The organism is Rickettsia asiatica (assembly GCF_007989425.1).
Classification (GTDB): Bacteria; Pseudomonadota; Alphaproteobacteria; order Rickettsiales; family Rickettsiaceae; genus Rickettsia; species Rickettsia helvetica.
This window is the reverse complement of sequence record NZ_AP019563.1, coordinates 73,264-92,633: the sequence shown is the minus strand read 5'-3', so window position 1 is coordinate 92,633 and position 19,370 is coordinate 73,264. Positions and strand designations below refer to the sequence as shown.

Here is a 19,370-nt window from a genome sequence, read left to right as displayed (position 1 = left end):
AGAAAAAAGCGAAATTATTTGAGCTGTTAATTTTAAAAATTTAGTGTGTTTGTACTTTTTAGTAACTGGATTCCCGCAAAAGCGGGAATGATAATAAGGTCTTTTTAAGAACTATGCAATAACGTCTTGCAAGAATGGTTTAAACTTACACTGTTGTGTTAATAGCACTTAAGAAATTCCCACTAAAAACAATAATTAGTTTTTCCTTGATTAATTAACTTATATATTATCTAATTAAGTTAGTGATTAATTTATTCAGGGGTTTATGAAGAAACAACATATAATAAATGAGACTTTTTTAGATGCAATTCTAGCTAAGAAATTAGGCACTACTTATACTCCTCCAAAAGAAATCAACGATCCTGACTTTGATTAAGCAGCAAAGCATTTCATCGATCTATTGCTTAGAGCCGACGGCTTTAAGCCTGTTAAAACTGCAGTAGTTCATCTGATCGATAAAGAATCATTACTCGGTGCGGTTAGAGCGGCACAACTTGATGTAATAAAACCGATTCTTATAGGACCGCAATATAAAATTGAATCAGTAGCAAAAGTTAATAATGTTGATCTTGAGGATTATCAAGTAATTAACGTTGAGCATAGCCACGAAGCAGCTAAAAAAAGCCGTAGAACTTGCAAAGAAAAGAGAAGTTGCGGCTATTATGAAAAAGGGTCGCTTCATACTGATGAGCTTATGTCTGCGGTGGTTCATAAGGAGAATGGACTACGTACCGAACGCCGTATAAGCCATGCTTTCTTAATGGCAGTTGCGACGTTCCCAAAGCCTTTTATTATTACCGATGCTGCTATTAATATTCGTCCTACTCTGAAGATAAGCGTGATATAGTGCGGAATGCTATTGATTTAATGCATATGATCAAAGAAGACAAACAAGTTAGAGTTGCGGTATTATCGGCAGTTGAGACGGTAACCTCTGCAATCCCTACAACCCTTGATGCTGCCGCTTTATCGAACATGGCAGATCGAGGACAAATTACGAATGCTATAGTTGACGGACCGCTTGCGTTTGATAATGCTATATCTTTATTTGCTGCAGAAGCAAAGGGCATTAGCTTTTCAGTTTCAGGAAATGCCGATATATTAGTAGTACCCGATCTTGAATCAGGCAATATGCTTGCAAAGCAGCTGAAATATTTGGGTCAAGCAGTTATGGCAGGTATCGTTCTTGGAGCCCGTGTGCCTATTATTTTAACAAGTAGAGCCGATCCTATAGATATGTGTGTTATTTCCTGTATACTTGCTTCATTTATTTATAATCACACTAAGGCGAAGCTACATATCCAAGCAGGTAAATAATGAAAAATGTTATTTTAATAGCTAATGCCAGCTCATCTAGTTTAAAAATTTCTATTTTTGAAATTCAGAATAAAAAAGTTAAAGATAAAATTTATAATATTTTTTTAGAAAAAAACGACAATAAAATAGTATTCCATATCAATAAAAATCGTGAATCTACTGCAGATATTAATAGTGATGCTGTTAAGGGAATGATTGATCTTTTTGAAGATTGGTGGAAAAAACAAGAGAATCTCAATTTAATTGCAACCGGTCACCGTATTGTCCATGGCGGGAAAAATTTTAATAAACCGGTTATTGTTAACGAAAAAGTTAGTGAAGATTTAAGAGCATTAATACCTCTAAGTCCCTTGCATCAACCTTATAATTTGCAGGTACTGGATTTATTTCTTCAAAAATATAAAGAAATCTCACATATAGCATGTTTTGATACGTCGTTTCATTTTACCAATCCGCCTATTACAAAAGCTTGCGGTTTACCAAAAAAATATTATGATAGAGGGATAATTCGTGACGGTTTTCATGGGTTATCATATAAATATGTTAGCAGCCATTTTAAAGAAATGACAAAGGAAGATTTACCTACAAAGACTATTATAGCTCACTTAGGAAGTGGTAGTAGTCTATGTGCTATTAAAAACGGTCTCAGTCTAACAAGTTCCATGGGCTTTAGCGTACTTGACGGTGTTATGATGGGTATAAGGACAGGTAACCTTGATCCCGGAGTAGTGTTATATCTTATCGATCATGAGAAAATGACTACGAAAGAAGTAACCGAGTTACTATATAAGAAATCAGGATTACTAGGTATGTCCGGTGAAAGCTCCGATATGCGTACTTTGCTTGCCAGTAACTCACCTGATGCTAAATTTGCTATAGATTTATTCGTGTATAGTATCCAACTTGAAATAGGTAAGCTAACTGCTGCACTTGAGGGGCTTGATTGTTTAATTTTTACTGCCGGCGTCGGTCAAAATTCTGCCGTAATACGTGAGATGATTAGCGAAAAACTTTCATAGCTCGGTATTAAAATAGATGATGCAAAAAACCAAAAAAACAAGTATATAATAAGTACTGAAAGCAGTAAGGTTAAAGTTTTCGCTGTGCCGACAAACGAAGAGCTAATCATCGCTGAGGAAGTGATGAAGTTTTTATAACACAAATTGGTTAATTTTTAATTACTTATACCTCTATTTTTCTTTATTAACTTTTTTTGAAATAAAATATATGCAACTATAGATATATTTTTAACTTAAGTTTTGGAGAAAATTATGGTAGAAAACTTTGATAAAAAGAAAGCAGAAAAACAATTAAAGATAAATCCATATAATGATGCAATGCGGGATTCCAAAGCTCATTTTTTGGATAAAATGGTTAAAGCTGAAAAAGCAGCGGAAGGTTATAAGACAGCATTAAAAATAGAGCAGCAAGCAAAAGAAGCAGGTGTGAGTTTAGATAAAGATGCTATGAGACGCTTAGAGAAAATAAAAAGTCGTTATATGGAAGCTGATAAGAAAGCGAAATTTCAAAAACTTCAAAGCGATCAAGCTCATAAAACGAATCAATAAAAAGCTGAAGCATTTAGAAGCGATGCAATAGCTGCTGCTAGAAAGCAAAGAAAAGAAGATTATAGGACAGGTGGGTGGGGTAAATAATTAAATTATAATTTTATTGTATTAATTGGTACTGGCTACTATTTTAAACGTATGTCTATACTTCACGCTATAATCTTAACAGTTTTTCCTGAAATATTCCCTGGGACTCTGGGGTATTCTTTAGCAGGGCAAGCACTGCATAAAAATATTTGGTCATATGACGTTATTAATATTCGAGATTTCGGTTTAACTAAGCATAAAAACGTTGATGATGAGGCTTACGGCGGTGGTGACGGGCTTATAATGCGTCCTGATGTTCTAGGCAGTAGCATAGATCATGCTCTTTCTTTAAATCCTAATGCTAAAATTTACTATCCTTCACCTCGCGGTGGAGTCTTTACTCAAAGCTTTGCTAAGGAGATGTTAAAAAATAAAAACCTTATGTTCTTATGTGGACGTTACGAAGGGATTGACGAACGTATAATTGAAGAGTATAATGTTAAAGAAATTAGTGTAGGCGACTACATTTTATCCGGCGGAGAAATACCTACCCTTACCATTCTCGATTGCTTAATTAGACTACTGCCAGGTGTTTTAATGAACCAAAATACCTTATCTTCCGAGTCTTTTGAAGAAGACGGGGAATTTAAGGGCGGGCTTGAGTGCGGTCTATATACAAGACCTGAAATTTGGCGTGGAAGAAAAGTACCGAGTGTTTTGTTATCCGGTAACCACAGGCTAATTAATGAATGGAAAAAAGAGCAATCACGTATGATTACTAAATTACGCCGTCCGGAGTTACTTAAAGATTTATAGAGTAAGGAGTTAAAAAAATGAATATTATTGACCGCTTTGAACAGGAAAATATTTCAAAGCTTACTGCAAATAAAAAAATTCCTGATTTTGAAGCCGGCGATACAGTTAAGGTAACTGTTAAAATTATTGATAGATCGATTGAGAAAGACGGTAAGGAAAAATTAACGGAAAGATTTCAAGCTTATGAAGGTGTAGTTATCGCAAAAAGAAATCGTGGTATTACTTCATCTTTCTTAGTACGTAAAATTAGCCATGGTGAAGGAGTCGAAAGACGCTTTATGACTTACTCACCGATAGTACACTCTATTGAGGTAGTAAAATACGGGGTAGTTCGTCGTGCTAAACTTTATTATTTAAGAAATAGAAGCGGTAAGTCGGCTAGAATTAAAGAGAGACATATCACTATTGCTAAAACTAAGACAGCAAAAGCTTAAATATATTCGTAGCTCTTGTGTCGTTACTGCGAAAGAGTGCGTTGCTATGTGAATACTAAATACGTCATTGCGAGCAGCCGTAGGCTGCGTGGCAATCTCATGAAGTAATAATAAACTCCTGAGATTGCTTCGTCAATTACTTCATAATTTTCCTCACAATGACGTATGACTCAAATCCCTAAAGTATCTCTATAAAGTTCAAGCATAGCGTCCTGCTCAGCAAGTTTATCTTTATCCAATTTCTTTAGTTTCAATATAGATTTCATAGCTTTAACATCAAATCCATGTGAAGAAGCATCTTGGAAAATATCTTTTACTTCTTGAGATAAATCAGCTTTTTCCTGTTCTAATCTTTCTATTTTGCTTATATATTGCTCTAATTGTTCTTTTACTACTACTTCTGACATAAAAAATCATTTAACCTTTTTGAATTTACTATATAATACAAATATAACTTTTATTCAATAAAATATATAATAATGCAAATTTATCCTTTAAGGCTTTTACCGAATAAAATCGATTTCGATTTTATGAACTTTAAAAAAGTCAGCTACACTTTCTCAATTATTTTATCACTCATTAGCTTTATTTGGATCGGTATATATAAATTTAATTTCGGTATTGATTTTGCCGGCGGTATAGTTATTGAAGTCAGGCTTGATCAAGCTCCTGATTTGCCAAAAATGCGTCAAGTGCTAGGTGAGCTTGGAATTGGTGAGGTGGTCTTACAAAATTTCGGTAGTGAGCATGATCTATCAATTAGATTCGGTAGTAGTAGTGAAGAAAATCTCATGAAAAATATTGAGTTAATTAAAACATCTTTGCAAAATAATTTTCCGTATAAGTTTGAATATCGTAAGGTAGATTTTGTCGGTCCGCAAGTCGGTAGGCAGTTAATAGAAGCAGGGGCTATGGCGATGCTGTTCTCTTTCTTAGCGATTATGGTTTATATTTGGGTGCGTTTTGAATGGTATTTCGGTCTTGGTATACTTATCGCCTTAGTGCATGACGTAATACTTGCTCTTGGGTTTATGAGTATGACAAAACTTGATTTTAACTTAAGTACTATTGCCGCAGTTTTAACTATTATAGGTTATTCCGTTAACGATTCGGTAGTAATATATGATAGGATTAGAGAGAATTTACGTAAATACCATAAAAAGAATATAACGGAAATTATAAATTTAAGTATTAATGAGACTTTATCAAGAACTATTTTAACGGTAATTACTACGCTACTTGCCAATTTAGCCCTTATTCTTTTTGGTGGTGAGGCGATCCGTAGTTTTAGCGTACTTGTATTTTTTGGGATGATAGCCGGTACTTATTCATCAATTTTTATCTCCGCTCCGATACTTACAATGTTTGTTAATAGGAAGTTTAATAAAAAAGTAATAGAAAGATAATGAATCATCATGAGCTAAGCGACTCCAAGGAGCGTGGCAATCTCATGAAGCAGTACAAGACTCCTGAGATTGCCACGTCAAGGCTTCGCCTTTCCTCGCAATGACGTTTTTGAGCCATAACGAGAATAGTTTATGCTAAAAGAAGAAGACAAAATTTTTACTAACCTACATGGGCAGCAGGGCCGTGATTTGAAATCTAGCAAGAAACGCGGCGATTGGGATGATACTAAGGCTTTGCTTGATAAAGGTAGAGACTTCATCATTGAAGAGGTCAAGAAATCAGGGCTTAGAGGGCGAGGTGGTGCTGGATTTTCTACCGGTATGAAATGGTCGTTTATGCCCAAAAATTCAGAGAAACCTTGCTATTTAGTAGTAAATGCAGATGAGTCTGAGCCTGGTACTTGTAAGGACCGTGATATATTAAGATTCGAGCCGCACAAATTGATAGAAGGCTGTTTGCTTGCAAGCTTTGCTATAGGAGCGAATAATTGTTATATCTATATTAGAGGTGAGTTTTATAATGACGCCTCTAATATTCAGCGTGCCTTAGATGAAGCTTATAAAGAAGGGTTAATAGGAAAGAATGCTTGCGGTTCGGGATTCGATTGTAATATTTATTTACATCGTGGTGCGGGTGCTTATATTTGCGGTGAAGAAACGGCACTGCTTGAAAGCTTAGAGGGCAAAAAAGGCATGCCACGGCTTAAGCCGCCTTTTCCTGCCGGCTTTGGGTTATATGGCTGCCCAACTACTATAAATAATGTTGAGTCTATTGCAGTAGTGCCGACCATTTTAAGACGAGGAGCTAGTTGGTTTGCTTCTATCGGTAAGCCTAACAATACCGGTACTAAAATTTTCTGTATATCCGGTCATGTTAACAAGCCTTGTAATGTTGAAGAGGCAATGGGGATTCCGTTAAAAGAATTGATTGAGAAATATGCCGGCGGTGTTCGTGGTGGATGGGATAATCTTAAAGCCATAATCCCGGGCGGTTCTTCCATGCCTTTACTTCCTAAGTCATTATGTGAAGTAGATATGGATTTTGATAGTTTAAGAACCACAGGTTCCGGACTTGGTACAGGTGGTATTATAGTTATGGATAAATCTACCGACATTATTTATGCAATAGCACGCCTTAGTAAATTTTACATGCATGAATCATGCGGACAATGTACTCCCTGCCGTGAAGGTACGGGCTGGATGTGGCGCATTATGATGCGGCTAGTTAAAGGTAATGCCAAAAAATCCGAGATAGACGAACTTCTTAACGTTACAAAAGAAATAGAAGGGCATACTATTTGTGCTTTAGGTGATGCGGCAGCTTGGCCAATCCAAGGGCTGATACGCCATTTTAGAAGCGAGATTGAGGAGAGGATAAAAAGTCATGCTGTGGCTTGACTTTATCGTCATTGTGAGGAGGCATTGTTGCGTGGATGCTAAGCCGTCATTGCGAGCGACTGAAAGGAGCGTGGCAATCTCAAGATTTTGGCACGAGATTGCTTCGTCAAAATTTTCAATTTTTCCTTGCAATGACGATTTCAAACCATGTAACAAATATTATTTATAAATAATTAAGAGATTATGCAAACAGATATAAAATCAAACACTAATAAAATAGCTAAGCAAGAGTGGGGGTCTTTCGCTTTTGTAATATGCATCGCTTTACTTATTAGAATACTTATTATGGAGCCGTTTACCGTTCCGACTGGTTCTATGAAAGCAACCATACTTGAGAATGACTATATATTTTCTACGAAATATAGTTATGGTTATAGTAATTATTCTTTGTCTTTTTTTGATTTTATTCCTCTTTTTAAAGGGCGAATATTTGCTCGCGAACCGGAGCGTGGCGATATTGTAGTTTTCCGTCCGCCTAACGATATGAGTGTTAGATATATAAAGCGTTTAATAGGGCTACCCGGCGATAAAATTCAATTGATTGATGACGTGATATATATTAACGATAAAAAAATAGAACGCACGGAAGTTGGAACTTATATAAGCGAAGAGGGAATAAAATATTTGAAGTTTAAAGAAACACTGCCAAATGGTAGAACATATTTTTCTTATAAGCTTGCTCCTATTTTTGGCGTTATATATAATGATAGATACGGTAATACGGATGTTTTTTATGTACCTGAAGGGAAATATTTCTTTTTAGGGGATAATAGAGATCAGTCAAATGATAGTAGAGTAAATCTTGGATTTGTACCGTTTGAAAATTTTATTGCTAAAGCACAATTTATTTGGTTCTCAACAAAAATAACTTGGTGGGATAATGATATAGGAGTTATTAATCTAATATTAAAGTTAAAACCATGGATTGAATCTGTTAGGTTAAATCGAATTTTCAGAAATCTTTATAACACGGATGAATAATGGTATCATTTGAGAAGTTAGAAAAGCTATTTGGCTATAGTTTCAAAAATAAAGAGCTTTTAATAGAGGCGTTGAGTCACCCGTCTTTAAGACAGCATCATGAATATAAAGCCGATAAAGATTATGAACGATTAGAGTTTTTAGGTGATGCCGTATTAAATTTAGTAATCACAGAAATTTTATTTAGGAATTTTGCAAATTATAATGAGGGAAATTTAGCTAAAATTAGATCATATTTGGTTTGTAAAGAAACAATTTGTATGGTTGGAGCTAAACTTACTTTGAAAGATTATATAATTATGACTCATGGTGAAGAAGTAACAGGGGGGCGTGATAATCCTAATAATATAGAAAATGCTACGGAAGCTTTGATTGCAGCTATATATCTTGATAGCAATATTGAAACAACCCATAATATTATCGGGAAATTATGGGCAGAATTTATAAAAGTTCAGAATTTAACGGATTATGACCCAAAAACTGCTTTACAAGAATGGACTCAAGCTAGTGATCATCACCTACCTATATACCGTCTGATAAAAAGAGAAGGAGCCGCCCATTCATCGACTTTTACGGTTCTTGTAAAAGTAAAAGATTATGAACAAACAGGCACTGGTCACTCGATAAAAGAAGCAGAGAAAAACGCAGCAAGAAGCTTATTGCATAGGCTTAAAGATGTCTAATCAGAAAACAATTTCGGTTTGTATAATCGGGCGACCAAATAGCGGGAAGTCGACTTTGTTAAACAGAATAATCGGTGAGAAGCTTTCAATTGTTACTCCCAAAGTTCAAACGACTAGATCGATTATTACCGGCATTATTACCTTAAAAGATACGCAGGTAATTTTATACGATACGCCCGGTATATTTGAGCCGAAAGGGACGCTTGAGAAAGCAATGGTGAGGTGTGCGTGGTCTAGTTTGCATAGTGCGGATTTAGTTCTATTAATTATCGATAGTCTAAAACCGTTTGATGATGTAACACATAATATTTTAGATAAGCTGCGCTCACTTAATATTGTTCCGGTATTTTTATTGAACAAAATAGACATCGAATCAAAATATCTAAATGACATTAAAGCTTTTTTAACGGAAAATCATCCTGATAGTTTGCTTTTTCCTATATCTGCTTTATCGGGCAAAAATATTGATGGATTACTTGAATATATAACAAGTAAGGCAAAAATTTCTCCTTGGCTTTATGCGGAAGACGACATAACGGATTTACCGATGCGTTTTATTGCAGCAGAAATCACAAGAGAGCAATTATTTTTAAATTTGCAGCAAGAACTCCCTTATAAATTAACTGTACAAACCGAAAAGTGGGAAGAGTTTAAAGACAAATCCGTAAAGATTAATCAAGTTATAGTAGTTTCAAGAGAAAGCTATAAAACTATAATACTCGGTAAAAACGGCTCTAAAATCAAAGAGATAGGGGCAAAATCCCGTATGCAAATGGAGCAATTTTTCGGCTTCCCCGTTCATTTATTTTTATTTGTTAAGGTGCGTGAGCTGTGGGAGAATAATCAAGAATTTTATCAATATATGAAGATATAAAGCTGTCACCCCGTGGCTTGACCACGGGGTCTTATATCACAGACTGTGTCCTGAGATCCCGCGACTTGATTGCGGGATGACAACAGCAAAACTACAAAAAAATAACATTAAATAACTATGATAGTACTTGGGATTGATCCGGCACTTGGGAGTCTTGGATGGGCAGTAATTGCAAAGGAGACTGCAAAGTTGAAATATTTAGCTAGCGGTATTATTAAAACAAATAGTAAGGATGAAATTCATAATAGACTTGCCTTTATTAACAGTACATTAGAAAAAGTAATATTAGAATATCAACCAAATATGGCAGCGATTGAAGAAACATTTGTTAATACTAATAGCGTGACTTCTTTAAAGCTTGGATATGCTAGAGGGGCGATAATGTCGCTGATCGGTAGATATAATTTGGACCTGCGAGAGTTTAAGCCGAATACGGTAAAAAAAACCGTAACCGGCTATGGTCATGCAGAGAAAGACCAAATTTTGCATATGATCAAGCTTTTATTGCCCGGTACTTCCTTAATTACTAATTCCGATGAAGCCGACGCCATAGCGATTGCCTATACCTGCCTAGTTACAAAAAATTATTAAAATGAATCCAATAATAATATTAGTTGTCCCGCAAATGGGCGAGAATATCGGTGCTACTGCAAGAGCAATGAAGAATTTTGGCTTAAATGAGCTTAGAATCGTAACTCCAAGAGATGGCTGGCCTAATGAGCAAGCACGGAGTAATGCAGTTGGAGCGGTTAATATTATAGATAATGCAAAAATTTATGAGAGCCTAGAGGATAGCGTTAAAGACCTCGAATATTTATATGCTACTACTTGCATTAAAAGGGCTATGAATAAAGATTATGTATTTACACAAAATTTACCTTTAGATTATCCAAATTCTGAAAAAGTCGGGATAATGTTCGGGCGGGAAAATAACGGGCTTAGTAATGAGGAAATCTCGCTAGCTAATAAGATTATCACTATTAATACAACCGAATTTAGCTCATTAAATATTGCTCAAGCAGTTATTATTATATGCTATGAATTGTTTCGTAATTCTACGCCTAGAGAGGATATACATAATATTCAAAAATTAGCTACTAAAGAAGAAATAGAACATTTTTTAACAAATTTATTCGGCAAACTCGATAAAGCCGGATTCTTCAAAGCTCCTGACAAAAAACCTGCTATGCAGCAAAATATCACCAATATATTTACACGTATAAACAACCTTTCTTCCCCTGAAATCCAAACACTACAAGGTATTATTAAATCTTTGAATCAATAGTATTTAGTAATTTCTTAAGTTCAGGAACATAATTTCTTATTCGGCTATATATTTCATCGGCAAGCTTTTTATCATAAGTATGTGATGTCATATTGCGATCAGTAAGCATATAAATCCATAAACTCTCATCATTTATAATACCGGCAACAAAAGCTTCTTTTATCACTTCTTTAGGATAGTGAAGAACTGTGCCTTTTTGAGAAAAATATTCTTTTAAAAACTTCCAGGCAAGTTCAAAAGTAAATTCAAATCTTTGAATGGTTGCGTCAATATAAGCCCTATCTTCTGTTGCCGGTTTTAAATAAATATCTTCAAGCGTCCTAAAAGCTTTACGAAATTTTTCAAGTTTAAGGTTTATTTTTGACATATATAATTTTTTTCTCTTTTAATATATTTTCATAAAGTTCAGAGCTTATTTTAGTACTTTCAAACCTTACACAATCTATTTTTAAAAGCGTGTCGGCATTCTCTATAATATCCATAACTTCTAGCCATTCTTGATCTGTAATATTAGGGCAGATAATTGCAATATCAATATCGGAACGCTCATCATTATCCCCTCTAGCACGAGAGCCGAAAAGCCATATTGCTTTGACAAATGATAAAGACTTTAACTTCTTAATGAATATATATGATTGTATATCTTTATCCATATAATTACCAGCTTTTGATTAAAGATTTAATAATTTCAGCTACTCTTTCTGCTTCATTTAAAGGTTTGTAGTTATATTCTTCTAGAGAAATAACTGCCTCATCAAAAATTCTTGCTATTTTTTGTTTTACTAATTGCTTGATAAAAATTTTATGCTTTGAGGAATTAAAGTTTGGTGGGCAGAATATATAAAGAGGTTTACCACTTGAAGCTGCCTCGCTGCACATTGAAATCGAGTCGGCGGTAGAGATTATATATTTTGCCTTGGAGAGCATAGCTATATAAGGGTTATAGCCTGTGTCTTCGTTCGGGTCATAAATAATTGTAGAAGCCGGCATGTTATTTTTAATAATTGATTTTACGGCTTGTGGTGTACGTCTACTAAAACTAATGAAAAAAGGTATTTTTAGATTAGTATATATTTTATTTAATAATGAAGAAAATAAAACAGCTTCATCTTTGTTGAAATTAAATTTTTTATTATTTCCACCGATTATCACTGCAATAAACTGTTTAAGATTAGGATAATGTTTTTGGAGTTCTAGACTTGTAGCAGCAAATTTAGCGGTTACATTATTGATAGCCCCATTGATGGGAATTATGTTTTTAAAATCGTCATTGCGAGGAAATACGAAGTATTGACGAAGCAATCTAGTAAAAAAATCCTGAGATTGCCGCAGCCACTTCGTGGCTTCGCAATGACGTTTTAGATTTTTACTGGATCCCGCGATCAAGTCGCGGGATGACAAATGGTAATCATGATAAGGCAAAATAACGGTATCAAATGCATTATAGGGAAGATTAGGCTGCATTATTTGTATTAACTTAATATCTTTAAATTTCTTTTTTAAATAAAATGCCAGTACTGCCGTTCTTCTTCCAGCGGTAATTATCATATCAGGCGGGGACTTATCCAAAATATCCTGCAATAGCTCACTTTTTATATGAATAGGATAATATTTTAGTAAAAAATTCGGTAGCTTAGCTAAGCAATTATATTGCAGTTTAATTATCATATATTCTTCCGTTAATTTTTCAGCAAGTGCGATAGCCTGATGTGTATTGCCTGTTCTATCATCTGCCAATACCTGTATTTTCATCATAAATACTGCTCTAAAGGTAATGTTAATAAGTCTGTTAGAGGTAGTGATTTATCGCAAGCATCGGCTATTTCTTGTATGATTGGGATTTGAGTGATTAACGGTATATTATATTTTTGCGATAAATGCCCGCCGCTATTATTTTCAAGCATATAGCTCATATTCTCAATTATTCCGAGTATCGGTAGCCCTAATTTTTGATATAAATCTATAGAACGTATTACATCTATCTCCGATATTTTTTGTGGTGTAGTGACGATTATTACGCCGTCTAAATGATAATTTTCTAGCATACTTAAATGAATATCACCTGTTCCCGGCGGCATATCGATAATTAAATAATCTAAATTATCCCATTTTGTTACCGATAATAATTGATAAATAGTCTTACTCGCCATAGGACCACGCCAAATAATTGCCGAATGGTCTTTAACGAAAAAGCCTATAGACATAATCTGAATATTTCTAGTCGTTATCGGTATTATTCGTCCTTCAATAGTTTGCGGTACTTCGTTAATGCCGAATATATGCGGAATTGATGGACCGTAAATATCCGCATCTACTATCCCGACTCGGTAATTTTCTAGACTTAACTGCTGAGAAATAAGAGCTGATATTGTAGATTTTCCGACTCCGCCTTTGCCTGATGCTACTAAGATAATTTTTTGTACATTTTCTATAAAATGTTTTGGTTTTTGAGCTTTTTTCTCCATAGGTTTACTTTCGGTAAAAACAATTGTTATTTTATTTACTTCCGAAATCTCGTTAAGTTTATTAATTGCCTTAAGTCTAATTTCTTCGGCTTCTAACTTGTTTTTACCTGATATATCTATTGAGAAACCTATATTATTACCTTTAATTATAATATCCGATATAACTTGTTTTAAAAAAGTACCGTCTTTAAAAGTAATATGCTGCAGTCTATCGATCATTTGTTTTTGGTGTAAATTCGCCATAATTAAATTTCCTTTTTAAAGCTGTTTAAGCTCGTAACTTGACGTTATATACTATAATATATATAATCACTTAATCCTTAAAATAATATAAAAAAGCAAATGCTTAGTAGAAAATATAGCTCGATTTTAAAAAAATCCCCATGGAAAGATTTTGATTCTAATAAAGAAGATAACATATTCACAAGACCGCGTAAAAATCAATTTAATTTTGATAAATTTCAATTCCAGTTTAATTTCAATGCTAAAACAATAATTTTAGCTGTTGTTGCGATGGTTGCTTTATGGCTTGCTTCGGGTATTTATGAAATAAAAGAAGGCGAAGAAGCAGCGGTAATAAGATTTGGGCGTTTTGTGCGTAAGGGCTACCCTGGGCTTAATTATCATTTACCGGCTCCTTTTGAAAAAATAATAGTTGAGAAAGTTAAACAATCACGCCGGATTGAGATTGGTTATCGTACAAATAGCTCTCTGCGTAGCGGTGGCGATAATACTAAAAATATTGCCGGTGAAAGTATAATGCTCACCGGTGATGAAAATATCGTTGCTTTAAATTGTGACGTAATGTGGCATATTAATAATCTTGAAGATTTTATTTTTAACGTACAAAGACCTGAAGAAACAGTAAAAGCAACAGTAGAAAGTGCCGTTAGGGAAGTAATAGGCAATACTCCTATTTCTTGGGTATTATCCGATCAAAAGCAAGAAATTACTTATAAAATAGAAAAATTAGCACAAAAGATACTGGATAGTTATAATGCCGGTGTGATGATTGAGAAAGTACAATTATTAAAAGCCGAGCCGCCTGCCGAAGTAATAGACGCTTATAGAGACGTGCAAACTTCAAAAGCAGATAAAGAGAAAGAAATAAATCAAGCTCAAGCCTATAATAATAAAATTTTGCCGGAAGCTAGGGGAGCGGCTGCAAAGATTATACAAGAAGCAGAAGGTTATAGAGAAGAAGTTATATCAAAAGCAGAAGGTGATAGCCAAAGATTTAATGCTATTTATAAACAATATGCTACAGGTAAGCAAGTAACTAGAGATAGATTATATTTAGAAGTAGTCGAAGAGATATTAGGCGGTTCAAATAAAACGATTATTAATAATGCACTACTGCCACACATGGCTATAAAGCAGTAGAACTGTCACCCCCTCCCCGCGGTGGCTTGACCATGGGGTCTAGCTTTAAATACTAATTATGAGTATTTAAAATTGTTTTTCTGGATCCTGCGATCAAGTCACGGGATGACATCGAGCGTGTTGTTCAAGCTATACACGAATGATATTTAAACAACAAGGAATATTAAATGCAACAAAAGATTTATTATATAATTTTTACAATTGTTTTTGGGCTGATACTGATTTCTAACTCCTTATTTTCAGTTGACCAACGCCAATCTGCTGTAGTATTCCAATTTGGTGAAGCAGTTAGAACTATAGAAAATCCAGGGCTAAATATTAAAATCCCGTTTATTCAAAATGTTGAATTTTTTGATAAGCGTCTTTTAGATGTTGAAGTTGAGGCAAAAGAATTAACGGCTGCCGACGGTAAACGAGTTATTGTCGATGCTTATGCTAAATTCCAAATTGATAATCCTGTAATGTTTTATAAAACAGTGCATGATTATCAAGGCGTAAAAATTAGATTGACCCGAAATCTTGAATCATCAATGCGTAAGGTGATAGGTAAAATCTCGCTAAGTAGCCTTTTAAGTCAGGAACGTAGTAACGTAATGTTAAATATCTTAAATCAAGTGGACGGAGAAGCTAAAAACTTTGGTATTGACGTTGTAGATGTTAGAATTTTAAGAGCAGACTTACCGAAAGAAAATAGTGCGGCTATTTATCGCCGTATGCAAACGGCACGTGAAAAAGAAGCAACCCAAATTAGAGCAGAAGGGCAAGAAGAAAGCGTGCGTATTCGTTCAAAAGCAGATAAAGAAAGTAAAATAATACTTGCTAAAGCTTATCGAGATGCACAAATTATCAAAGGTGACGGCGATGAGAAAGCGGCAAAAATATATAATTCTGCTTATTCAGTCGACCCGGAATTTTATAAATTTTATAGATCACTTTTAGTATATAAAAATTCTTTAAAGAAAGAGGATACTAATTTTGTAATCTCACCGGATGCTGAAGTTTTAAAATACCTTAATCTAACTAAGTAGTATACTCGTTTAATTTGAAGAATTGGCTACATCGTCTAATAAGTTCTGCGGTGTTCACGTATTACTATAATACGCTCCGCTCCGAGGGTTTTAGACTTCTTGTTCTTTTCCAAATTAAACTTCGTCTATTTACTTTTCATTTTACTTTGGAGTATATGATGAATCTGAAAATAGTTCTTGTTATAATAGTTTTAATATCAAGTAACATTGTTCTAGCAAAAGAAAATAGTAAGTCTTTAAAAGTAGCAGATCAAGAAGAGCATGAATTTACGGAAATAAATTCGGCTCCTTTAAAAGTAAGTGAAGCCGCCCGTTATAGCTTTGCCGATATAGTTGAGCCGTTAATTCCTGCAGTCGTTAATATTTCAACAATAGAATATGTTAATAGTAAGTCGGAAAATGCCGAGAAAGATCCTCTGCAAGAAAAAAAGCCTTTAGATTTCATTAATGATTTTTTAGAAAAGCTTAATATACCGCTGAATTTGGAAGAGGTCGATCAAACTCCTAAAAGCGTTCCGCTTGGTTCAGGATTTATTATTGAACCTAACGGCTTAATAGTGACAAACTATCATGTAATTGCAAATGTTGAGAAAATTAATATAAAACTTGCAGATAATACCGAATTATCGGCTAAATTAATAGGTAGTGATACTAAAACCGATTTAGCTCTCTTAAAAATAGATAGCGAGGAACCTCTACCTTTTGTTGAGTTTGGAGATTCAAATGATGCAAGAGTAGGAGATTGGGTCATTGCAATCGGTAATCCGTTCGGTAATCTCGGCGGTACGGTGACAAGCGGTATTATATCCTCTAAAGGACGGGATATCGATATAGATACGGATAATATAGTCGATAATTTTATTCAAACGGATGCTGCAATTAATAACGGTAATTCCGGCGGTCCTATGTTTAATTTGGATCAGAAAGTAATCGGAGTAAATACGGCAATTTTTTCACCGCTCGGTACTAATATAGGTATCGGTTTTGCAATACCGTCAAATACTGCAAAGCCTATAATCACACGTCTTAAGAAAGATGGAAAAGTAAGTAGAGGACGTCTTGGAGTAACAATACAAGATTTAACCGAGGAAATTTCTGAAGGGTTAGGACTTAAAGATACTAGGGGGGTATTAGTAGCTAAAGTACAAGAAGACGGTCCAAGTGATAAAGCAGGAATTAAAACAGGTGATATAATAATAGAGTTTGCAGATATACCGGTTAAAAATACTAAAAAATTACGTGTAATTATTGCAGATGCTCCTATTGATCAGGAAGTAAAAGTAAAAATACTTCGCGATAAAAAAGAGCTTGAATTACCTATTAAAATTACTTCAGATAATGAAGAAGTTACCAAGGATTCTACAGCAGAGACCAATAAAGAAGAAATAACAAACAAAGAAGAAAATAATTTATCTATTACTAAAAATAATATTACTTTTAGTAATTTGACTGAAGAATTAAGACAACAATATAATATTCCTAACGATAAAGCGGGAATAGTTATAACCAATATTGAGGAAGAAGAAAGTAGCTTTAAAATTGGTGATCTGATAACCAATATTAATCAGGAAAGCATAGACGATATAAGTAAGCTAGAAGAATTATATGAAAATGCTAAAAAATCGAATAAGCAAAATATTTTGCTCTTGATTGAAAGGGGTAGCGGTAATATGTTCGTACCATTGCAGGTGATGTAGTATACTCGTTTAATTTGAAAAATTGGCTACGTTGTTTTATACTTTTTGATCCTCACGTAGGATTAACTACGCTGCGGTCAAAAAGTATAAAACACCTTGCTCTTCATTTACTAAATAATATATCATCTTGCGACTTGATTGTGGGATCTTGTGTCACAGACTATGTCCTAAGACCCCATGGTCAAGCCACGGGGTGACAATTATAAATTAAATAATTATGAATGAAAAAATAGCAATTTTAAGTGCATATAGTTTTGTTAATATAGAAGAGCCGGCAAATTTGATACCGAAACTTTTGCTTATCGGTAAAAGAAAATATGTTAGAGGTACTATTTTATTAGCTAATGAAGGTTTTAACGGTTCTTTTTCAGGTTCATATGAAAATGTAAATCTTGTACTTGAAGAACTAATAAAACTAACCGATCCCAAAGATGTTAACGTTAAAATAAATTATAGTGATGTTCATCCTTTTCAGAAGTTGAAAGTCAGACTTAAGAAAGAGATTATAGCGATGAATATTGATGATTTAAATGTTGATTTGTTTAAAGGCGAATATATAGAGCCGAAAGATTGGGATGAATTTATCACAAAACAAGATGTTATAGTAATAGATACTCGTAATGATTATGAAATAGAGATCGGTACATTTAAATCAGCAATTAATCCTAATACCAAAACATTTAAACAGTTTCCTGTTTGGGTTCAGCAGAATCAAGAATTGCTCAAAGGTAAGAAAATTGCTATGGTTTGTACAGGTGGTATCAGGTGTGAAAAATCCACCAGCTTACTTAAAAGCATAGGTTATGATGAGGTATATCATTTAAAGGGCGGTATATTGCAGTATTTAGAAGATACGCAAAACAAAAATAATTTATGGCAAGGTGAATGTTTCGTCTTTGATGATAGAAGAGCAGTGGCAGATGATTTAACACCCGCAGAAGGGTATTGGTTGCAGACTCGTTTAATTTGAAAAATTGGCTACGTTGTTTTATACTTTTTGATCCTCACGTAGGGTTAACTACGCTGCGGTTATCAGCTTCAAGACGCCTTGCTCTTTTCCAAATTACGCTTCGTCTGCCTTCGTATAATTTTTTATTATATTAAATAGCTATGAATAAAACCAAACAAGAAATTTATAATAAGCGTCCGACTTCGCCGCATTTAAGTATATATAAACCGCAAATCAGTTCTACGTTGTCAATTTTGCATCGTATGACCGGCGTAGCTCTATTTTTTGCAGTATCGATTTCGGCGTGGTGGTTGATTCTTAGTAAATATGACAATAATTATTTACAGCTTGTTAATTGCTGCGTTATAAAAATATGCTTAGTAGCCGCTAGCTACGCTTGGTTTTATCATTTATGTAATGGCATCAGACATTTATTTTGGGATATCGGTTATGGCTTTTCTATAAAAGCAGTTAACATCACCGGTTGGTGTGTAGTTGTATGTTCTATATTATTAACAATATTTTTATGGGTGTAGCAATCTCATGAAATAATAACAAACTCCTGAGATTGCTTTGTCAATTGCTATGCAATTTCCTCGCAATGACGAAAAGCTAAAACAAATAATAGAGAAAATTAATGGTATATGATTTTAAAGCAGAAATTGTAAAAGCAAAAAATAGCGGTTCTGCTAAAAGCGGTTCTCATCATTGGTTATTACAAAGAGTAACGGGGATTATATTAGCTTTATGTTCTATATGGTTAATATATTTTACGTTAACCAACAAAAATAATGATATAAATATTATTATGTGGGAGCTTAAAAAACCTTTTAATGTAGTAGCATTGTTAATTACGGTGGCTATTTCGTTGTATCATGCGATGCTTGGTATGCGTGTAGTGATTGAGGATTATGTAAGTTGTCACAAATTACGTAATACATTGATTATAATAGTGCAATTATTTTGCATTGTGACTATTGCAGCTTTTATAGTAGCGATGTTTTATAGAGGGTGATTTTCATGTTTTCGATGTCATTCCCGCGAAGGCGGGAATCCAGA

Annotated in this window: 22 protein-coding genes and 2 pseudogenes; 19 read left to right on the top strand and 5 right to left on the bottom strand. The window is 34.2% G+C overall.

Features of this window, described 5'->3' with window-relative positions; translation table 11 throughout:
• Positions 1-265: 265 nt before the first annotated feature.
• From RAS_RS00550 to rplS, 5 genes and pseudogenes are all read left to right on the top strand, one after another.
• A pseudogene (locus RAS_RS00550) lies at positions 266-1,317 on the top strand (phosphate acetyltransferase).
• A pseudogene (locus tag RAS_RS00545) lies at positions 1,317-2,474 on the top strand (acetate/propionate family kinase). Before RAS_RS00550 ends, RAS_RS00545 begins: the two co-directional pseudogenes overlap by 1 nt.
• Before the next feature lie 114 nt (positions 2,475-2,588).
• Positions 2,589-2,885, top strand: coding sequence for a hypothetical protein (locus tag RAS_RS00540; protein ID WP_232049246.1), 297 nt, complete (start codon positions 2,589-2,591; stop codon positions 2,883-2,885).
• A 138-nt stretch (positions 2,886-3,023) separates the two neighbouring features.
• Positions 3,024-3,728 carry a tRNA (guanosine(37)-N1)-methyltransferase TrmD gene (trmD, locus tag RAS_RS00535; RefSeq protein ID WP_147141343.1) on the top strand — a complete coding sequence of 235 codons (705 nt, stop codon included), beginning with the start codon at positions 3,024-3,026 and terminating at the stop codon, positions 3,726-3,728.
• A 17-nt stretch (positions 3,729-3,745) separates the two neighbouring features.
• The gene (gene rplS, locus RAS_RS00530) at positions 3,746-4,162 is read left to right on the top strand and encodes a 50S ribosomal protein L19 (RefSeq protein ID WP_147141340.1); all 417 of its coding nucleotides are present in this window, start codon (positions 3,746-3,748) and stop codon (positions 4,160-4,162) included.
• A gap of 170 nt (positions 4,163-4,332) precedes the next feature.
• On the opposite strand, the gene RAS_RS00525 is transcribed toward rplS, so the two are convergent.
• Positions 4,333-4,569 carry a DUF2312 domain-containing protein gene (locus RAS_RS00525; RefSeq protein WP_004996682.1) on the bottom strand — a complete coding sequence of 79 codons (237 nt, stop codon included), beginning with the start codon at positions 4,567-4,569 and terminating at the stop codon, positions 4,333-4,335.
• 72 nt (positions 4,570-4,641) lie between these two features.
• On the opposite strand from RAS_RS00525, the gene secF reads away from it, so the two are divergent.
• The 8 genes from secF to RAS_RS00490 all read left to right on the top strand — a co-directional run bounded on the left by secF (position 4,642) and on the right by RAS_RS00490 (position 10,789).
• Entirely contained in the window at positions 4,642-5,568 is a 927-nt protein-coding gene (secF, locus tag RAS_RS00520) for a protein translocase subunit SecF (RefSeq protein WP_147141338.1), read from the top strand.
• A 132-nt stretch (positions 5,569-5,700) separates the two neighbouring features.
• Entirely contained in the window at positions 5,701-6,966 is a 1,266-nt protein-coding gene (gene nuoF / locus RAS_RS00515) for an NADH-quinone oxidoreductase subunit NuoF (protein ID WP_147141335.1), read from the top strand.
• 35 nt (positions 6,967-7,001) lie between these two features.
• Complete coding sequence (locus tag RAS_RS08380; RefSeq protein WP_172616099.1) at positions 7,002-7,139, top strand: hypothetical protein; 138 nt, start codon at positions 7,002-7,004, stop codon at positions 7,137-7,139.
• A 10-nt stretch (positions 7,140-7,149) separates the two neighbouring features.
• Complete coding sequence (gene lepB, locus RAS_RS00510; protein ID WP_147141332.1) at positions 7,150-7,947, top strand: signal peptidase I; 798 nt, start codon at positions 7,150-7,152, stop codon at positions 7,945-7,947.
• Complete coding sequence (rnc, locus tag RAS_RS00505) at positions 7,947-8,630, top strand: ribonuclease III (protein ID WP_147141329.1); 684 nt, start codon at positions 7,947-7,949, stop codon at positions 8,628-8,630. The genes lepB and rnc overlap by 1 nt, the downstream gene beginning before the upstream one ends.
• Positions 8,623-9,504 carry a GTPase Era gene (gene era / locus RAS_RS00500; protein ID WP_147141326.1) on the top strand — a complete coding sequence of 294 codons (882 nt, stop codon included), beginning with the start codon at positions 8,623-8,625 and terminating at the stop codon, positions 9,502-9,504. The genes rnc and era overlap by 8 nt, the downstream gene beginning before the upstream one ends.
• Positions 9,505-9,621: 117 nt before the next feature.
• Entirely contained in the window at positions 9,622-10,095 is a 474-nt protein-coding gene (gene ruvC, locus RAS_RS00495) for a crossover junction endodeoxyribonuclease RuvC (RefSeq protein WP_147141324.1), read from the top strand.
• A 1-nt stretch (position 10,096) separates the two neighbouring features.
• On the top strand, positions 10,097-10,789 hold the full coding sequence (locus RAS_RS00490) for an RNA methyltransferase (protein ID WP_147141321.1): 693 nt from the start codon (positions 10,097-10,099) through the stop codon (positions 10,787-10,789).
• Here RAS_RS00490 and RAS_RS00485 read toward each other — a convergent pair.
• Genes RAS_RS00485 through RAS_RS00470 form a run of 4 tightly spaced genes read right to left on the bottom strand, consistent with a single transcriptional unit; the run spans position 10,770 to position 13,497 of the window.
• A complete protein-coding gene (locus RAS_RS00485) occupies positions 10,770-11,156 on the bottom strand; it encodes a nucleotidyltransferase substrate binding protein (protein WP_147141319.1) in 387 nt (128 codons plus the stop codon). The two genes, RAS_RS00490 and RAS_RS00485, sit on opposite strands and share 20 nt — an antisense overlap.
• Positions 11,137-11,442, bottom strand: coding sequence for a nucleotidyltransferase domain-containing protein (locus RAS_RS00480; RefSeq protein WP_147141316.1), 306 nt, complete (start codon positions 11,440-11,442; stop codon positions 11,137-11,139). The genes RAS_RS00485 and RAS_RS00480 overlap by 20 nt, the downstream gene beginning before the upstream one ends.
• 4 nt (positions 11,443-11,446) lie before the next feature.
• The gene (locus RAS_RS00475) at positions 11,447-12,541 is read right to left on the bottom strand and encodes a mitochondrial fission ELM1 family protein (RefSeq protein ID WP_147143851.1); all 1,095 of its coding nucleotides are present in this window, start codon (positions 12,539-12,541) and stop codon (positions 11,447-11,449) included.
• Positions 12,541-13,497 (bottom strand): Mrp/NBP35 family ATP-binding protein, encoded by a 957-nt coding sequence (locus RAS_RS00470; RefSeq protein ID WP_147141313.1) that lies wholly within the window; start codon positions 13,495-13,497, stop codon positions 12,541-12,543. Before RAS_RS00470 ends, RAS_RS00475 begins: the two co-directional genes overlap by 1 nt.
• Positions 13,498-13,596: 99 nt before the next feature.
• Between RAS_RS00470 and hflK the strand changes: the two genes are divergently transcribed.
• From hflK to sdhD, 6 genes are all read left to right on the top strand, one after another.
• Positions 13,597-14,637, top strand: coding sequence for an FtsH protease activity modulator HflK (hflK, locus tag RAS_RS00465; protein ID WP_147141310.1), 1,041 nt, complete (start codon positions 13,597-13,599; stop codon positions 14,635-14,637).
• A gap of 167 nt (positions 14,638-14,804) precedes the next feature.
• Complete coding sequence (gene hflC / locus RAS_RS00460; protein ID WP_147141307.1) at positions 14,805-15,665, top strand: protease modulator HflC; 861 nt, start codon at positions 14,805-14,807, stop codon at positions 15,663-15,665.
• Positions 15,666-15,820: 155 nt separating this feature from the next.
• Entirely contained in the window at positions 15,821-17,362 is a 1,542-nt protein-coding gene (locus RAS_RS00455) for a Do family serine endopeptidase (RefSeq protein ID WP_147141305.1), read from the top strand.
• Between the two features lie 217 nt (positions 17,363-17,579).
• Complete coding sequence (gene trhO, locus RAS_RS00450) at positions 17,580-18,332, top strand: oxygen-dependent tRNA uridine(34) hydroxylase TrhO (protein ID WP_147141301.1); 753 nt, start codon at positions 17,580-17,582, stop codon at positions 18,330-18,332.
• A 140-nt stretch (positions 18,333-18,472) separates the two neighbouring features.
• Positions 18,473-18,847 carry a succinate dehydrogenase, cytochrome b556 subunit gene (sdhC, locus tag RAS_RS00445; RefSeq protein WP_147141298.1) on the top strand — a complete coding sequence of 125 codons (375 nt, stop codon included), beginning with the start codon at positions 18,473-18,475 and terminating at the stop codon, positions 18,845-18,847.
• 101 nt (positions 18,848-18,948) lie between these two features.
• Positions 18,949-19,326 (top strand): succinate dehydrogenase, hydrophobic membrane anchor protein, encoded by a 378-nt coding sequence (sdhD, locus tag RAS_RS00440; RefSeq protein ID WP_010423904.1) that lies wholly within the window; start codon positions 18,949-18,951, stop codon positions 19,324-19,326.
• Positions 19,327-19,370: the final 44 nt, after the last annotated feature.

Bases quoted from the DNA above. Each gene is read 5' to 3' on its own strand.
- RAS_RS00540 (WP_232049246.1), top strand. From the start codon at position 2,589: ATGGTAGAAAACTTTGATAAAAAGAAAGCAGAAAAACAATTAAAGATA.
- trmD (WP_147141343.1), top strand. From the start codon at position 3,024: ATGTCTATACTTCACGCTATAATCTTAACAGTTTTTCCTGAAATATTC.
- rplS (WP_147141340.1), top strand. From the start codon at position 3,746: ATGAATATTATTGACCGCTTTGAACAGGAAAATATTTCAAAGCTTACT.
- RAS_RS00525 (WP_004996682.1), bottom strand. From the start codon at position 4,569: ATGTCAGAAGTAGTAGTAAAAGAACAATTAGAGCAATATATAAGCAAA.
- secF (WP_147141338.1), top strand. From the start codon at position 4,642: ATGCAAATTTATCCTTTAAGGCTTTTACCGAATAAAATCGATTTCGAT.
- nuoF (WP_147141335.1), top strand. From the start codon at position 5,701: ATGCTAAAAGAAGAAGACAAAATTTTTACTAACCTACATGGGCAGCAG.
- RAS_RS08380 (WP_172616099.1), top strand. From the start codon at position 7,002: ATGCTAAGCCGTCATTGCGAGCGACTGAAAGGAGCGTGGCAATCTCAA.
- lepB (WP_147141332.1), top strand. From the start codon at position 7,150: ATGCAAACAGATATAAAATCAAACACTAATAAAATAGCTAAGCAAGAG.
- rnc (WP_147141329.1), top strand. From the start codon at position 7,947: ATGGTATCATTTGAGAAGTTAGAAAAGCTATTTGGCTATAGTTTCAAA.
- era (WP_147141326.1), top strand. From the start codon at position 8,623: ATGTCTAATCAGAAAACAATTTCGGTTTGTATAATCGGGCGACCAAAT.
- ruvC (WP_147141324.1), top strand. From the start codon at position 9,622: ATGATAGTACTTGGGATTGATCCGGCACTTGGGAGTCTTGGATGGGCA.
- RAS_RS00490 (WP_147141321.1), top strand. From the start codon at position 10,097: ATGAATCCAATAATAATATTAGTTGTCCCGCAAATGGGCGAGAATATC.
- RAS_RS00485 (WP_147141319.1), bottom strand. From the start codon at position 11,156: ATGTCAAAAATAAACCTTAAACTTGAAAAATTTCGTAAAGCTTTTAGG.
- RAS_RS00480 (WP_147141316.1), bottom strand. From the start codon at position 11,442: ATGGATAAAGATATACAATCATATATATTCATTAAGAAGTTAAAGTCT.
- RAS_RS00475 (WP_147143851.1), bottom strand. From the start codon at position 12,541: ATGAAAATACAGGTATTGGCAGATGATAGAACAGGCAATACACATCAG.
- RAS_RS00470 (WP_147141313.1), bottom strand. From the start codon at position 13,497: ATGGCGAATTTACACCAAAAACAAATGATCGATAGACTGCAGCATATT.
- hflK (WP_147141310.1), top strand. From the start codon at position 13,597: ATGCTTAGTAGAAAATATAGCTCGATTTTAAAAAAATCCCCATGGAAA.
- hflC (WP_147141307.1), top strand. From the start codon at position 14,805: ATGCAACAAAAGATTTATTATATAATTTTTACAATTGTTTTTGGGCTG.
- RAS_RS00455 (WP_147141305.1), top strand. From the start codon at position 15,821: ATGATGAATCTGAAAATAGTTCTTGTTATAATAGTTTTAATATCAAGT.
- trhO (WP_147141301.1), top strand. From the start codon at position 17,580: ATGAATGAAAAAATAGCAATTTTAAGTGCATATAGTTTTGTTAATATA.
- sdhC (WP_147141298.1), top strand. From the start codon at position 18,473: ATGAATAAAACCAAACAAGAAATTTATAATAAGCGTCCGACTTCGCCG.
- sdhD (WP_010423904.1), top strand. From the start codon at position 18,949: ATGGTATATGATTTTAAAGCAGAAATTGTAAAAGCAAAAAATAGCGGT.